General features: G+C 66.3%; 14 protein-coding genes and 3 tRNA genes. 6 read left to right on the top strand and 11 right to left on the bottom strand.

Going from position 1 to position 12,842, the window contains the following annotated elements; all coding sequences use genetic code 11:
* Positions 1 to 109: 109 nt before the first annotated feature.
* Positions 110 to 1,084, bottom strand: a complete 975-nt coding sequence (locus QZZ33_RS08260) for a LacI family DNA-binding transcriptional regulator (RefSeq protein WP_291379319.1) — start codon at positions 1,082 to 1,084, stop codon at positions 110 to 112.
* Between the two features lie 291 nt (positions 1,085 to 1,375).
* Here QZZ33_RS08260 and QZZ33_RS08265 point away from each other — a divergent pair, with 291 nt between their 5' ends.
* A complete protein-coding gene (locus QZZ33_RS08265) occupies positions 1,376 to 2,800 on the top strand; it encodes a solute carrier family 23 protein (protein ID WP_291379321.1) in 1,425 nt (474 codons plus the stop codon).
* A gap of 55 nt (positions 2,801 to 2,855) precedes the next feature.
* Here QZZ33_RS08265 and QZZ33_RS08270 read toward each other — a convergent pair whose 3' ends face one another.
* Positions 2,856 to 3,209, bottom strand: a complete 354-nt coding sequence (locus QZZ33_RS08270) for a metallopeptidase family protein (RefSeq protein WP_291379323.1) — start codon at positions 3,207 to 3,209, stop codon at positions 2,856 to 2,858.
* A 68-nt stretch (positions 3,210 to 3,277) separates the two neighbouring features.
* Between QZZ33_RS08270 and QZZ33_RS08275 the strand changes: the two genes are divergently transcribed.
* The 3 genes from QZZ33_RS08275 (at position 3,278) to QZZ33_RS08285 (ending at position 3,642) form a co-directional block, all read left to right on the top strand.
* Positions 3,278 to 3,350: transfer RNA gene (locus tag QZZ33_RS08275), tRNA-Glu, on the top strand.
* Positions 3,351 to 3,413: 63 nt separating this feature from the next.
* A tRNA-Asp gene (locus tag QZZ33_RS08280) sits at positions 3,414 to 3,487 on the top strand.
* A 79-nt stretch (positions 3,488 to 3,566) separates the two neighbouring features.
* Positions 3,567 to 3,642 (top strand) — tRNA-Phe (locus QZZ33_RS08285).
* 89 nt (positions 3,643 to 3,731) lie between these two features.
* Here QZZ33_RS08285 and QZZ33_RS08290 read toward each other — a convergent pair.
* Positions 3,732 to 4,859, bottom strand: a complete 1,128-nt coding sequence (locus QZZ33_RS08290; protein WP_291379325.1) for a glycerate kinase — start codon at positions 4,857 to 4,859, stop codon at positions 3,732 to 3,734.
* 110 nt (positions 4,860 to 4,969) lie between these two features.
* Here QZZ33_RS08290 and QZZ33_RS08295 point away from each other — a divergent pair, with 110 nt between their 5' ends.
* Positions 4,970 to 5,350: a phage holin family protein gene (locus QZZ33_RS08295; protein WP_291379327.1), complete on the top strand. Its 381-nt coding sequence runs from the start codon at positions 4,970 to 4,972 to the stop codon at positions 5,348 to 5,350.
* On the opposite strand, the gene QZZ33_RS08300 is transcribed toward QZZ33_RS08295, so the two are convergent.
* The 3 genes from QZZ33_RS08300 to QZZ33_RS08310 form a co-directional block, all read right to left on the bottom strand.
* The gene (locus QZZ33_RS08300) at positions 5,347 to 6,312 is read right to left on the bottom strand and encodes a DMT family transporter (RefSeq protein ID WP_291379329.1); all 966 of its coding nucleotides are present in this window, start codon (positions 6,310 to 6,312) and stop codon (positions 5,347 to 5,349) included. The genes QZZ33_RS08295 and QZZ33_RS08300 overlap by 4 nt on opposite strands.
* A complete protein-coding gene (locus QZZ33_RS08305; protein ID WP_291379330.1) occupies positions 6,309 to 6,917 on the bottom strand; it encodes a methylated-DNA--[protein]-cysteine S-methyltransferase in 609 nt (202 codons plus the stop codon). The genes QZZ33_RS08300 and QZZ33_RS08305 overlap by 4 nt, the downstream gene beginning before the upstream one ends.
* Positions 6,918 to 7,069: 152 nt before the next feature.
* Positions 7,070 to 7,276, bottom strand: a complete 207-nt coding sequence (locus QZZ33_RS08310) for a BldC family transcriptional regulator (protein ID WP_291379378.1) — start codon at positions 7,274 to 7,276, stop codon at positions 7,070 to 7,072.
* A 221-nt stretch (positions 7,277 to 7,497) separates the two neighbouring features.
* On the opposite strand from QZZ33_RS08310, the gene QZZ33_RS08315 reads away from it, so the two are divergent.
* Positions 7,498 to 7,671: a DUF3073 family protein gene (locus QZZ33_RS08315; protein WP_291379332.1), complete on the top strand. Its 174-nt coding sequence runs from the start codon at positions 7,498 to 7,500 to the stop codon at positions 7,669 to 7,671.
* A 117-nt stretch (positions 7,672 to 7,788) separates the two neighbouring features.
* Here the strand turns inward: QZZ33_RS08315 and purM are convergent, their stop codons facing one another.
* Genes purM through QZZ33_RS08340 form a run of 5 tightly spaced genes read right to left on the bottom strand, consistent with a single transcriptional unit; the run spans position 7,789 to position 12,787 of the window.
* On the bottom strand, positions 7,789 to 8,895 hold the full coding sequence (purM, locus tag QZZ33_RS08320) for a phosphoribosylformylglycinamidine cyclo-ligase (RefSeq protein ID WP_291379335.1): 1,107 nt from the start codon (positions 8,893 to 8,895) through the stop codon (positions 7,789 to 7,791).
* Positions 8,892 to 10,367 (bottom strand): amidophosphoribosyltransferase, encoded by a 1,476-nt coding sequence (purF, locus tag QZZ33_RS08325; RefSeq protein ID WP_291379336.1) that lies wholly within the window; start codon positions 10,365 to 10,367, stop codon positions 8,892 to 8,894. The genes purM and purF overlap by 4 nt, the downstream gene beginning before the upstream one ends.
* A complete protein-coding gene (locus tag QZZ33_RS08330; RefSeq protein WP_291379338.1) occupies positions 10,354 to 10,713 on the bottom strand; it encodes a hypothetical protein in 360 nt (119 codons plus the stop codon). The genes purF and QZZ33_RS08330 overlap by 14 nt, the downstream gene beginning before the upstream one ends.
* A 59-nt stretch (positions 10,714 to 10,772) precedes the next feature.
* Positions 10,773 to 11,714, bottom strand: coding sequence for a carbohydrate ABC transporter permease (locus tag QZZ33_RS08335; protein WP_291379339.1), 942 nt, complete (start codon positions 11,712 to 11,714; stop codon positions 10,773 to 10,775).
* Complete coding sequence (locus QZZ33_RS08340; RefSeq protein ID WP_291379341.1) at positions 11,714 to 12,787, bottom strand: sugar ABC transporter permease; 1,074 nt, start codon at positions 12,785 to 12,787, stop codon at positions 11,714 to 11,716. The genes QZZ33_RS08335 and QZZ33_RS08340 overlap by 1 nt, the downstream gene beginning before the upstream one ends.
* Between the last annotated feature and the right edge of the window lie 55 nt (positions 12,788 to 12,842).

Here is a 12,842-nt window from a genome sequence, read left to right on the forward strand (position 1 = left end):
GCGGGCAATCGGAACCGCCCACCCCCAAATGGTAGCGCTAACATTTCCCGACGCAACCGGGACATTGGGTCTGACTCACGATGTTGTGTACGGGTGGGGACCGTGGCGACTACATGCTCGGAGGCGCGACCGACTCACGCACGATCAGCTCGGCGGGCAGTGGGGACGTGTCCGGCAAGTCCTCGCCAGACAGCGCCGCGACCAGCACGGCCACTGCGAGCGACCCCACCGCGCGAAAGTCCTGGCGCACCGTGGTCAGCGGCGGCATCGTGTGCGCCGCCTCGGGAATGTCGTCAAAACCGATGACGGAGATGTGTCGCGGCACGTCGATGCCGTGAAGGCCGAGCGCGTGGATGAGACCCAGCGCCATTTGGTCGTTGGCGCACAACACGGCCGTAGCGGAGTGGTCGACGTGCTCGCCAGCTTCGAAGCCCGACTGCGCCGACCAGTCGCCCTCGATCATCGGCAACCGCGGCAGGCCCCTGCGCATCATCTCCGAGACGAAGGCACTCTCCCGCAACCGCCCCTCGGTGGAATCGCCCGGGCCCGTGATGTGCTGGATGCGCGTATGACCCATGGACACGAGGTGGTCGATGGCAAGCCGAACCCCCTCACCCTGATCGACGGATACGGACCACGGCGCCCGCTCGTCGCCGGTAAGCAAGTATGCGACGGGAACATTGTTGGCCCGCGCGTCTGCCACGTTGAGTACGTTCCGCGTGGGGGCCATCAGCACGAGCGCCTCGATGGACCGTCCGAACAAGAAATCGAGCGCCTCATCGACCGAGGCGGCATCGTTGGCCGTTGCGGTGCTCAGCGCCTGAAAGCCTGCGTCCCTGAGGGCGCGCTCCACTGCGTAGAAGCTCGACGTCGGTCCAAAATTGGGGGTGTCAGGAACCAGCACCCCGACGGCCTGCGACCTCCCGGTAGCCAGCGAGCGCGCAGCGACGTTGCGCCGATAGCCCAGGTCCGAGATCGCCGCCAGAACCCTCTCCCTGGTACCAGGCCGGATGCCCTCAAAGCCGTTGAGGACGCGCGACACGGTCTGGTGCGACACGCCAGCACGAGCCGCGACGTCGTGCATGCTCGGACCCCGCACCACGTTCGCCATTGCGCCCTCACCGTCCTTGTGCCGACATGCAGAGGCTACCTGCCATTTCACCCCTGCACCGCAGCGACGCGCGCTCCATGGTCCGGAAATGTTGGCGTTAACATCATTCCACACCTCAGACAACCGGCGCGGGGCCCCTCCCGACAGATTCTCAGGCGCGCGGGACCTGTTGCTCAGGAACCCGGGACCTTCTACCCCTAGAGTGCGAGCAAGCCGGACGCGATGGCAGGACCGGCGATGGAGAAAACGAGGCAAAGGAGCCCCATGTCTACCGTTCTGTCACGACTCAAGACCTTCATGACCTGGACCGTCCACGGCGACGGCAAGAACCTGACCGGCAATCAGGCTGTAGCGCCAGACGAGCGCCTGACCTACCCGCGCACTATCGGCATCGGCGCTCAGCACGTGCTCGCCATGATGGGGTCGACGCTGCTCGTTCCCGCGATCACGGGCATGCCAGCATCGACCACTCTCTTCTTCAGCGCAATCGGCACGGCGATCTTCCTCATGATCACCGGCAACAAGGTGCCGTCCTACTTGGGCTCAAGCTTCGCCTTCATTGCCCCGCTTGCGGCGGCCGGCGTGACCTCTGCCAACGGGCCTCTCGACGGAGCGACGATCGCGATCGGGCTTGGCGGAATCCTCCTTGCGGGCCTCTTGCTCGCCGCCGTCGGTGCGCTGGTCCACCTCCTCGGCGGCGGCTGGATCCAGAAACTGATGCCTCCCGCCGTCACCGGAACGATCGTGGCGCTCATTGGGCTCAACCTGGCGGGTGCCGCAAAGGACATGTGGAACGGCAGCCCCTGGACCGCGATCGTGACCCTTGCCGCTGTGCTGTTGCTCATGGTGCTGTCCAAGGGATTCCTCGGGCGCATCGCGATCCTCGCGGGCGCCATCATCGGCGGACTGTTCGCTGCCCTTCGCGGCGAGTGGGACGGTGCGGGCGCAGTCATTGGCGACGCGGCCTGGTTTGGACTCCCCGAATACCACACGCCCACCTTCGAGGGATCGGTGCTCATCGCGTTCATCCCCGTGGTGCTCGTGCTCATCGCCGAGAACATCGGCCACGTGAAGTCCGTCGCCGCCATGACCAACAGGGACCTAGACCCCGTGACCGGTCGGGCGCTCTTCGCCGACGGCGTGGCCACCACCCTTGCCGGCCTCGGCGGCGGTTCTGGTACCACGACGTACGCAGAGAACATCGGCGTCATGGCGGCCACCCGCGTGTACTCAACCCTCGCGTACTGGGTGGCGGCTGCAGTGGCGTTGCTGCTGAGCCTGGTGCCCAAGTTCGGCGCGATCGTTGCCGTCGTCCCCCTAGGAGTGCTGGGCGGGCTCGCGACCCTGCTGTTCGGCCTGATTGCCGTGCTGGGCGCGCGCATCTGGGTGCAGAACGGCGTCAACTTCTCTCACCCCGTCAACCTGGTCACCGCCGCAGTGGCGCTCATCATCGGCACGGCCGACTACGAGGCAGTGTGGGGCACCATGGTGTTCAACGGCATCGCACTCGGCACCCTCGCGGCACTCGTGATCTACCACGGGCTGTCCTGGGTGGCGCAGAAGCGAGGTACTCAGGAAACTCCGCCCACGAGCCCTGCCATGGTCGAGGCCGATGTAGTGGTGGCCAACACGGCGCACATGGCCTCCAGCCCTCCCGCTGCCAAGAAGCCGCGGGGCACCAAGAAGTAATCGCACGACCGAACGCCGCGTCCCGCACCCAGGGGCGCGGCTTTCGTGTGCTCCGCTAGCCCCACCCCAGGGCGTGGAGGCGATCGTCGTCGATCCCAAAGTGGTGGGCGATCTCGTGCACCACCGTGACGGCCACCTCGTCGCGCACCTCATCCGCGCTGCCGCAGAGCTTCAGCGTGGGGTTGCGATAGATGAAGATGCGGTCCGGCAACTCGCCAAAGCCCCAGTCCGCCCCCCGGTCGGTGAGCGAGACGCCGTCGTACAGGCCCAGCAACTCGGGCTCACCATCCGGCGAGTCGTCCTCGATGAGGATCACCACGTTGTCCATGAGGTCCAACAACTCGCCAGGCACCAACTCGAGCGCGTCGTCGACTGCCTGTTCAAACTCCTCAGGGGACATCGTGACCATGGGGCCATTGTGTCTCAACCGCGAGTGGACCCACCCTCCGACTACCCCTATCATTGACACTTGGCTCAGCCCCTATCGTCTAGTGGCCTAGGACGCCGCCCTTTCACGGCGGTAGCACGGGTTCGAATCCCGTTGGGGGTACTGGGTGTCGACCGTCATGGTCTACACTTTCTCTGGTCTTGTCCCGCCTCGGCGAGACGTCAAGGCCCTGTAGCGCAGTTGGTTAGCGCGCCGCCCTGTCACGGCGGAGGTCGCGGGTTCAAGTCCCGTCAGGGTCGCGGGTATGAGTGCCCCTCTTATCTAAGAGGGGCATTTGTCTCAAGGGGGCGCGGTCTCTCGCCGATGCCGCTCCCCTGAGGCTCTGTAGCTCAGTTGGTAGAGCGCACGACTGAAAATCGTGAGGTCACGGGATCGACGCCCGTCGGAGCCACCACAGAGGGCCCCGCCGAAGCTGCGGGGCTTTGTGCTTTCACGGACAACGGACGACGCTGGGGCTGGCACGGACGGCTAGGTGGGGGCGGCTCACTCCTTCGCGCCTGCCGGGCCACGCAGGTCAGCGGCGGAGGCCTCGCCCAGTTCCGTCGCGGCAGTGGCGCCCGCAACCCCCAGCCAGCGCTCCGGTCGGCCCAGCGCGTCGGCCTCAGAGCCGGCCAGCTCCACGAGCGAGGCCGCCCACACGGGCGCCGGGTCCGACAGTCGGCCGGCGATGACGGCGGCGCGCGTGCCCGCCTGACTGGCGAGCCTCAGCACCTCGCCCACCGTCTTGCCGCCAAGCGACTGCGCGTCGTACTGTCCTTCCCCCGTGATCACCACGTCGGCATCGGCCACGGCGGCGGCCAAGCCGGTGAGACGCTGGATGTAGGCGGCGCCGGGCTCGACGCGAGCACCCCACACCGTGGCAAACCCGAACGCCGTGCCGCCTGCCGCTCCCGCGCCAGGGGCGTCGGCGTCGCCCCCCAGCAACTGCGCGTAGCGGGCAAGGGCGTCCTCGAGCACGCGAACGTCGGCCGCGCTCGCGCCCTTCTGCGGCCCGAATACCGCCGCGGCCCCGGCGGGACCCAGCAGCGGCGCGGTGACGTCCGTCAGCACCGTCACGCCGCCTGAAGGGGGCGGCCGGAGGCCCGATCGGTCGCACTCGTGCAACCCGGCGAGCGCGGCGCCGCCAGGGGGCAGCGGACTGCCTGCGGCGTCGTTCGCACGCAGGCCGAGAGCCGTGAGTGCGCCCGCTCCGCCGTCGGTCGAGGCGGAGCCGCCGATCGCGATCACCAGCCGGGATGCGCCATCATCCAAAGCGGCGCCGATGGTCTGGCCCAGCCCGCGCGTGGAGGCACCCAGCGGATCCGGCAATGCCATGAGCGGCAGGCCGCACATCTGCGCGAGTTCCACCACGGCAGTGCCGTCTGGCAGCATGAGCCACTCTCCGCGGGCGGGGCGGCCATCCGGCCCGTCCACCGGGAACGTCCCGTGTCTGCGCGCTCCCGCCACGCACGCCTCGATCATGTCGAGCGTGCCCTCCCCGCCATCCGCTTGCGGCAAGAGGATCAGCTCGTCACCAGGGCGAATCTCCAGCCACCCCGCGGCGATGGCCCGAGCTGCTACGTCGGCCGGCACCGAGCCCTTGAACGAGTCGGGCGCTATCACGACTCTCATGGTCGGAGTCTAAGCCGGGGAGGGTCACCCCTCGAGTGAGTCGCCGGTCATGCGTTTGCACATAGCCCCCGATACACGCTGTACTGGGGTCATCACTCCTAGGAGGAACTATGAAGACCGGTGGCTTTGGTAAGTACGTGGTGAACGCACTCGTGGCGGCCGTTGCAGGTCAAGCGATGGGAATCGTGCGCACCGAGCTCGAAGATGCGAAGACCGAGATGCAGGAGAAGGCCAAGGGCATCGGCATCGGCGCTGCTCTGGTGGCGGCCTCCGCGTCCTTCCTGTTCTTCGCCCTGGCCGTGTTCCTCGCGGCTGCCGTGATCGGCCTGGCTCAGGTGTGGCCCGCTTGGCTTGCCGCCCTGGCGGTGGGCGGTGGCCTGCTGCTCATTGGCGGCATCCTGATCGCCGTCGGCGCCTCCAAGATCAACAAGAACAAAGATCTCAAGCCGGAACGCGCCATCACCAGCCTGCGCCGCTACTTCGGCAGCTAAGCCACATCCACCGACGGCGCTCCCGGCGGAGTGGCCGCCGGTGGGGGCGGCGGCTTGGGCCTGGATCGGCCAGCAAGCCACACCCCGACAAACACGACGAGCGCGCCGACCGGCTCGTACCACTGGAGTCCCTCGCCCAAGACGGTCACGCCCAGCACCGTCGCGACAACGGGCACCAAGAACGTCACCGAGGTAGCGGTAGTGGCTCCGGCGAGTTTCACGACCCTCCAGAACATGATGTAGGCGAACGACGTGCCGAGCACGCCGAGCGCCAGTACTCCCCACAGCGCTGACCCCGTGACGGAGAAGGCGCCCTGCTCCGGTGGCCCGGACAAGACCGCCACGGGCGCCAGCATGACGGCCGAGATCCCCACCTGCGTCATGGACAGCCCAGCGGGTCCGGCGCTCACCCGCGTCAGCAACATGCGCGACAGCGTCCCGCCAATGCCATAGAACGCGGTGGCCGTCAGCATCAGCACGGTGCCGCTCAAGGAGAACTCACTCACGTCCCATGCGCCCACCAGCACGGCTAGCCCGGCGGCGCCCACCAGCAGGCCAACCAACTGCGAACGGGTGGTGCGCTCCGCCGGTATGAGCAGGGCCACGAACAGGGCGGTCCACAGCGGCGTGGACGCGTTCAGCAGGCTCGCGAGAATCGAGGTGATGTGCTGCTCAGCCATGGGGATCAAGACCATCGGCACGCCGGACATGCACACCCCCACCACGGCGATAGCCCCCACCTGCTTCCACGTGAAACTTGGCCACCTCCGCGCCACCGCCACCATTGCGACCAGCACGATCGCGCCGACCAGCAGCCGACCGAAGCCCACCTGGGCGGGGGTGAATGCCTCAAGGCCCATCTTGATGAACAAGAACGATGACCCCCACCCCAGAGCGGCCACCATGAGCGACGGCATCCACGCCCGCATGGGCGCGTGCTGCGCCGGGTGCGAGCCGCTCATCGGTCCCCTCCCGGTGCGGGTCCTCCAGGGTGCACCACGCCCACCGCTGGCGCGAGAACGTCCGGGTGCGCCTCGCGTCCGGCTCTCAGGACGGCAGCGTCCGCCCAGCCAGCCTCGAACGCGAGCAGAGCGGCCTTGATCCCAGGGCCCCCAGGGCCGTAGCGGCCCAGACGCCCACCCGAAGCGATCACTCGGTGGCAGGGAACAAACAGTGCGATGGCGTTGCGTCCGCACGCCGTCCCTGCGGCCCGCATGGCCCGCGGCCTCCCGGCGGCCGCGGCCACCTCTTGATAGGACAACGGCTCACCGGCAACGATGCGTCGCGTCGCCTCCCACACGTCCTGGAAGAAGGGCCCACCCTCTTGCTGGACCGGGACCGACGCCGCGGCGCTGCCGTCTCCGTCCAACCACGCCTCGACGGCGTCCCTGACGTGAGGTGGTGCGCCTTGCGACCAGCCGTCGGCCACCAGGCCCCCCGGCAGTTGCGCTGCCACGTGGACTGCGGGCCGGAATCCCGCAGCACGGACCACGCCATCCGCGGTGGCGAAGACGCTGAGGTCGCCTACCGGGGTGGCGAAGCGCTCATGCGTGAGGGCAGCATTCATGCGCCAAGATTACGGCCCGGAGCGGACGTCGAGACGAGGCCGCTTGGGCTCAGGGTGGCACCTTCTGCGCTTGCCGCGCGTCGGTGGCGCACACCGGGCAGAAAGAACGGCCCCCGTCCTTGCGGGACGAGGGCCGTTATGACTTGCGAATGTTAAGCGGAGTGAGCCTGTTCCTGCGCGTCTGCGAGCAGGGCCATCACCTCAAGCTCACGGAAACGCCGGTGACCACCCAGCGTGCGAATCGAGGAGAGTTTGCCAACCTTGGCCCAACGGGTCACGGTCTTTGGGTCTACGCGAAAAATCGCGGCGACCTCACTGGGCGTGAGCAACTTCTCCGGTTCATGGAGAGTATCTGCCATCATGTCTTTCCCTCAGTTGTGCCGGGAGCCCTGCGGGCATCGTCGCACCATGAGACTCTCGACTCATACGATTATGACGCGGTTCTTGGGAGTTTTCCTGTTTTTGTCGGTATGTCCAGAGATTCGCGACTGGTCGAACGAAGGTTGTAGAGTAACGACAGGACTCGAGGCCGAGGACCGCAGTTGTGCGTGTCCTCTGTAGTCAGAAGGGACGGGCGATCATGGGGCGCGGCCGTCAGAAGGCAAAAGACGCGAAGATTGCGCGTCAGCTCAAGTACACCGACCACAGCAGCGATCTGCGCGAGTTGGAACGAGAGCTCATCGGTCGATCCAGCGTGCCCGCGCAGCCGTCAGAGGACGAGCGTCGCGACCGTTGGGCAGAAGAAGACGACTAGAGACTGTGCCGCGCCGGGGGTGAACGTCGTCTCCTGCCGCGATTCTTGGTGACCGCCCGGGGTGTGGCGGCCGTCGGCGTTGCGCCCGGGGGTCGCCGGTTCAGACGGGAGCCACCGTCAGGCGCGGTACGCGCCACTCAGGTAGACGGCGCCCCCCTGGACGCCCTTGGCGCCACGCACCACATCAGCGGACGACGCACGCGCATCGTCCGCGATGACCGCGCCCAGTTCCCACGACGGAACGCCAGCGGCTGTCGAGGCGCTGATCACGGAGTCGGCGTCGGAGGCCGACACTACGGCGACCATGCCGACGCCCATGTTGAGCGTCGACTCCAGGTCATGCCACGGGACCTGGCCCGCGCCCGCAAGCGCATCAAAGATGACGGGCAGCTGCCACGCGTCGCGAGCAACCGTCGCGGCGAGTCCCGCGGGGATGACGCGCGCCAGGTTCGCGGCGAGTCCCCCGCCCGTCACGTGCGAGAAGGCATGGAGGCCGGGTACAGAACCCGCAAGCTCCACACAAAGCTTTGCGTAGATGCGGGTGGGCTCCAACAGTTCCTCGCCCACGGTGCGGCCGAGGTCGGCCACATGACGGTCGAGCGTCCAGCCCGCATGCGCCATGACCGAACGCACCAGCGAGTAGCCGTTGGAGTGCAGCCCCGACGATGCCATGGCCACCACCACGTCACCCTCGCGGACGCGATCGGGCCCCAGCAACGCGTCGGCTTCGACCACTCCGATGGCCGCGCCAGCCACGTCATAGTCGTCTGGCTCCATGACGCCAGGGTGCTCGGCTGTCTCGCCCCCCACGAGCGCGGTATCCGCCATGAGGCAGCCCTCGGCAATGCCGCGCACGATGTCGGCTATGCGCTCCGGCACCACGCGACCACACGCAATGTAGTCCGTCATGACAAGCGGCTTCGCGCCGCACACCACGATGTCGTCGACAACCATGGCGACCAAGTCTTGGCCGATCGTGTCGTGGATGCCCATCGCGCGAGCGATGACGATCTTGGTGCCCACACCATCGGTTGAAGACGCAAGCAGTGGGCGGCGGTAGTCCTTGAGAGCAGAGGCGTCGAAGAGGCCAGCGAACGCGCCGACTCCCCCCAAGACCTCGGGCCCGTGGGTCTTGCCCACAGCCTCCTTCATCAGTTCCACCGCGCGGTCGCCCGCCGCAGTGTCCACGCCGGACGACGCGTAGGTGATGCCTTCGCTGCTCATCCTGCGACCTCCGCTCGCTGGGTCAGCAGCAGGTGGCGCGCATTGACTGGGGTATCCATCGGGTACTGGCCCGTGAAGCACGCGGTGCACAGGCGCTCCTCGGCCTGCTGCGTCGCGGCGACCATGCCCTCAAGGGAGATGTGCCCGAGCGTGTCGGCGCCGATGTACTGACGTAGTTCTTCGATCGTCTTGCCCACCGATGCGAGTTCTTCGCGCGTAGGAAAGTCGATCCCGTAGAAGCACGGCCACTGCACGGGCGGCGCTGAGATGCGCACGTGTACCTCCGCGGCGCCCGCCTCGCGAAGCATCGCGATAATCGCGTGCTGGGTGTTGCCGCGCACGATGGTGTCATCCACGACGATGAGCCGCTTGCCAGCGATCACCTCGCGGAGCGGGTTCAATTTGAGCCTGATGCCCAGCTGTCGCAGCGTCTGCGACGGCTGGATGAAGGTGCGCCCCACGTATCCGTTCTTGGTGAGACCCTGAGCGAACGGGATTCCCGATTCCTGCGCATAGCCCACCGCCGCCGGCGTCCCTGACTCCGGCACGGGGATCACCAGATCCGCCTCGACCGGGTGCTCGCGGGCAAGAGTGCGGCCCATCTCGAGTCGAGCGGCCTGGATCGACCGGCCTGCAATCGAGGTGTCCGGTCGCGCGAGGTAGACGTATTCGAAGACGCAGCCGTGCGGCTCTGCCTTGGCAAAGCGCTCGGAGTGAACGCCCTCGTCGTTGATGGTGAGGAGTTCCCCCGGCTCGACCTCGCGCAGGAAGGCTGCGCCCACAATGTCGAGCGCAGGGATCTCGGAGGCAACGACCCAGCCTCCACCCGGGAGCTCGCCCAGCACGAGTGGCCGCACCCCATGAGGGTCGCGCGCCGCATACAGCGCGTGCTCGTCCATGAAGACGAAGGAGAACGCGCCGCGCACGTGCGGCAGGAGTTCGAGTGCCGTCTCGGCAAGGGTGTCGTACTCATCGGATCCCAGCAGCGCCGTGACGATGGCCGTGTCGGTGCACTTGCCACCCTTGAGGTCCAGCCGCTTGGCCATCCCCTCCCTGGCGACCAGCAGGTCGATGAGTTCCTGGGGGTTAGTGAGATTGCCGTTGTGGCCGAGCGCGACCGTCCCGTGAGCCGTGGGCCCCAACGTTGGCTGCGCGTTGGCCCACGTCGATGCGCCCGTCGTGGAGTAGCGCGCGTGACCCACCGCGATGTGGCCCTGGAGAGCCTCGAGGGCGCCCTCGTCGAACACTTGGGAGACCAGGCCCATGTCCTTGAACACGAGGATCTTGTGGCCGTCAGACGCGGCGATGCCCGCCGATTCCTGACCTCGGTGTTGCAGTGCGTAGAGCCCGAAGTAGGTGAGCTTCGCGACCTCTTCGCCCGGTGCGTACACTCCGAACACCCCGCACGCGTCTTGCGGGCCCTTCTCCCCCGGCATCAGGTCGTGGTTGAGGCGTCCGTCACCGCGGGCCATCGGCCGTCCCTTCGTTGTCGTCGGCTTCGAAGCCAGCTGCGGCCTCGGCCTCGATCACGTCTCTTTGGCGGTCGGCAGAGCGGCCAGACACATACTCGATGACGGCGGCCTGCGCACCCGTGACGAGGCCCCCAGCGAGCGCGCCGCCCAAGCCAAGCAGCAGCATGGCGACACCCCGGCCGACGGCGGTGCCAGCTGGCAGGGTGGCGCCCAGTATGAGTCCCACGAACAGGCCGATGCCGACGCCCGTCAGGATGAAGCGCTCCGTGCGGGGCGCTCGCCGATAGGTCGCCGGAATGGCGCTGTCGCGCAAATGGTCTGGGGTGGGCTCAGTACCGTCGCTCACGGGATGAGTCTAGGCGGTGGCGCGCCCGCGCCGGTGCGTGACCGGCGCGGGCACCGCCATTAGCCCTTGGTCGAGCCGGCCAGCAGGCCGCGCACGAAGTACCGCTGGAGCGAGAAGAACACGATCAGCGGAATGATCATCGAGATGAACGCGGCGGGCGGGACCAAGTACGCGTACTGGCCGTAGTCACCCGCGAGGTTCGAGATCGGGTACGTCAGCGGGTAGGTCTTGTTGCCACCGAACACCGCCGAGACCAGCAGGTCGTTCCACACCCACAGGAACTGGAAGATCGCCAGTGACGCCACCGCAGGTAGCGACAACGGGATGATGATCTTGAAGAAGGTCTGGGTGTGGCTGGCTCCATCCACGCGCGCCGCCTCCAAGATGTCGCTGGGTATCTGCGACACAAAGTTGTGTAACAGGAACACCGCGAGCGGCATCGCGAAGATCGTGTGAGCTATCCACACGCCGGGGAACTGCCCGGCGACACCCAGGTTTTCTGGGCCGAGGAGCTTGAGCAGCGGGATCAGCGCCAACTGCAACGGCACCACCTGCAACGCGAAGATCATGACGAACAGGAAGTTGGAGCCCTTGAACGGAATCCACGCGAACGCGTATGCCGCCATCAAACCCAGTACCAGCGGGAACACGACCGATGGCACTGTCACCACAATGGAGTTCATCACGTTGCCCAGCAGCGGGGGAGCCGTGGAGTTGTCACCAAACGCCTCGAACAGCACGTGGTTGAAGTTGGAGAACGTGAGATCGCCGTCGGCCATCACCGTCCACCACGCGTCGGTGCGGTACCTGTCACCCGGAATGAGTGCGGTCATGAACAGGGCGACCGTCGGAATGGTCCACAGCATCGCAATAATGATTGCTGCGGCTGTCGCCCATGGCGACGTGAGGTTCTCCTTCGCCTGGCCAGCCCGGTTCTTCTTGCGAGTCGGTGCTGCGTCTGGCGTGGCCTCGGGGCCAGCGGGAGGCATCGTGACACTCATCAGCGCGTCTCCTTCACCTTGTTGAGCGATCGCACGTTGTAGATGACGATCGGGATGACGAAGACGAACAGGATCACGGCGAGTGCCGCACCCAGTGACTCGCGACCTTCCACGAAACTCAGTACGTACATCTTGTTGGCGACGATGTCGGTCTGATTGCGGCCCTGCGTCACCGTGCGAACGATGTCGTAGACCTTGAGCGAGGCAATCGTGATGGTAGTGAGCACCACCACCAGAGTGGCGCGGATCGACGGCACCGTGATGGACCAGAAGCGTTGCCACGCGTTTGCCCCGTCAAGCGAGGCCGCCTCGTTCATCTCGACGGGAACGCCCTTGATGGCCGCCGAGATGATCACCATGGCGAATCCCGTTTGGATCCATACCAAGATGAGAATCAGGAACAGCGTGTTCCAGGGGGCCTCGTTCAAGAAGTTGAAGGCAGGGAACCCCATTTTGGTGATCAGCGCGTTGAGCATGCCTGTCTGAGAGCCGACCTGGTTGTAGTCATACATGATGGAGCCCCAGATCACGGAAGCTCCTACAAAGGAGATAGCCATCGGCATGAACACCAGGGACTTCAGGACCTTCTCGCCCTTGGCACGGTCGATAAATACGGCGTATGCCAGGCCGATCGAAGTCGAAAGCCCAGGCACGAGCACCATCCACACCATCGTGTTGATCACGGAGCGCAGGGTCGTGGAGTCCGTAAACGCAAATCTGTAGTTCTCGAGTCCAACGAACTGAGTCACGGACGTGTAGATACCGGTGGCGGGGTCGGGCTCTTGCACCACTTGGTTGAACGACAGCCAAACCGTCGACAGCGCCGGCCAAATCAGACCGATTCCAAGCAGGAGCAGGACGGGTGCAATCAGCACCATGAGTTGTACCTTGTCGCGGATCACACCGCGCACTAGGTCTGCGCCGAACATGACGGCCGCAACTACGACAAGAAACGCCACGATCGCAATCGCGGCGAGTGAAACATTGCTGCCCTGTGTTGACCAGAACTCACCGTCGAGCCCTGCCATGGGCAGCCCTCGGGACAAGGACAAGGGCACCTCAGTCGACGTCATCGTCGATTCCTTTCACCTCGTGTGGCAGACGCCGGCTGGGCCCCGCGACGATGCG

Origin of the sequence: Demequina sp. (genome assembly GCF_016278775.1) — a bacterium.
Lineage (GTDB): Bacteria > Actinomycetota > Actinomycetes > Actinomycetales > Demequinaceae > Demequina.

Bases quoted from the DNA above. Each gene is read 5' to 3' on its own strand.
- QZZ33_RS08335 (WP_291379339.1), bottom strand. From the start codon at position 11,714: ATGAGTGTCACGATGCCTCCCGCTGGCCCCGAGGCCACGCCAGACGCA.
- QZZ33_RS08305 (WP_291379330.1), bottom strand. From the start codon at position 6,917: ATGAATGCTGCCCTCACGCATGAGCGCTTCGCCACCCCGGTAGGCGAC.
- QZZ33_RS08295 (WP_291379327.1), top strand. From the start codon at position 4,970: ATGAAGACCGGTGGCTTTGGTAAGTACGTGGTGAACGCACTCGTGGCG.
- QZZ33_RS08310 (WP_291379378.1), bottom strand. From the start codon at position 7,276: ATGGCAGATACTCTCCATGAACCGGAGAAGTTGCTCACGCCCAGTGAG.
- purM (WP_291379335.1), bottom strand. From the start codon at position 8,895: ATGAGCAGCGAAGGCATCACCTACGCGTCGTCCGGCGTGGACACTGCG.
- QZZ33_RS08270 (WP_291379323.1), bottom strand. From the start codon at position 3,209: ATGGTCACGATGTCCCCTGAGGAGTTTGAACAGGCAGTCGACGACGCG.
- QZZ33_RS08340 (WP_291379341.1), bottom strand. From the start codon at position 12,787: ATGACGTCGACTGAGGTGCCCTTGTCCTTGTCCCGAGGGCTGCCCATG.
- QZZ33_RS08290 (WP_291379325.1), bottom strand. From the start codon at position 4,859: ATGAGAGTCGTGATAGCGCCCGACTCGTTCAAGGGCTCGGTGCCGGCC.
- QZZ33_RS08260 (WP_291379319.1), bottom strand. From the start codon at position 1,084: ATGCACGACGTCGCGGCTCGTGCTGGCGTGTCGCACCAGACCGTGTCG.
- QZZ33_RS08300 (WP_291379329.1), bottom strand. From the start codon at position 6,312: ATGAGCGGCTCGCACCCGGCGCAGCACGCGCCCATGCGGGCGTGGATG.
- QZZ33_RS08265 (WP_291379321.1), top strand. From the start codon at position 1,376: ATGTCTACCGTTCTGTCACGACTCAAGACCTTCATGACCTGGACCGTC.
- purF (WP_291379336.1), bottom strand. From the start codon at position 10,367: ATGGCCCGCGGTGACGGACGCCTCAACCACGACCTGATGCCGGGGGAG.
- QZZ33_RS08315 (WP_291379332.1), top strand. From the start codon at position 7,498: ATGGGGCGCGGCCGTCAGAAGGCAAAAGACGCGAAGATTGCGCGTCAG.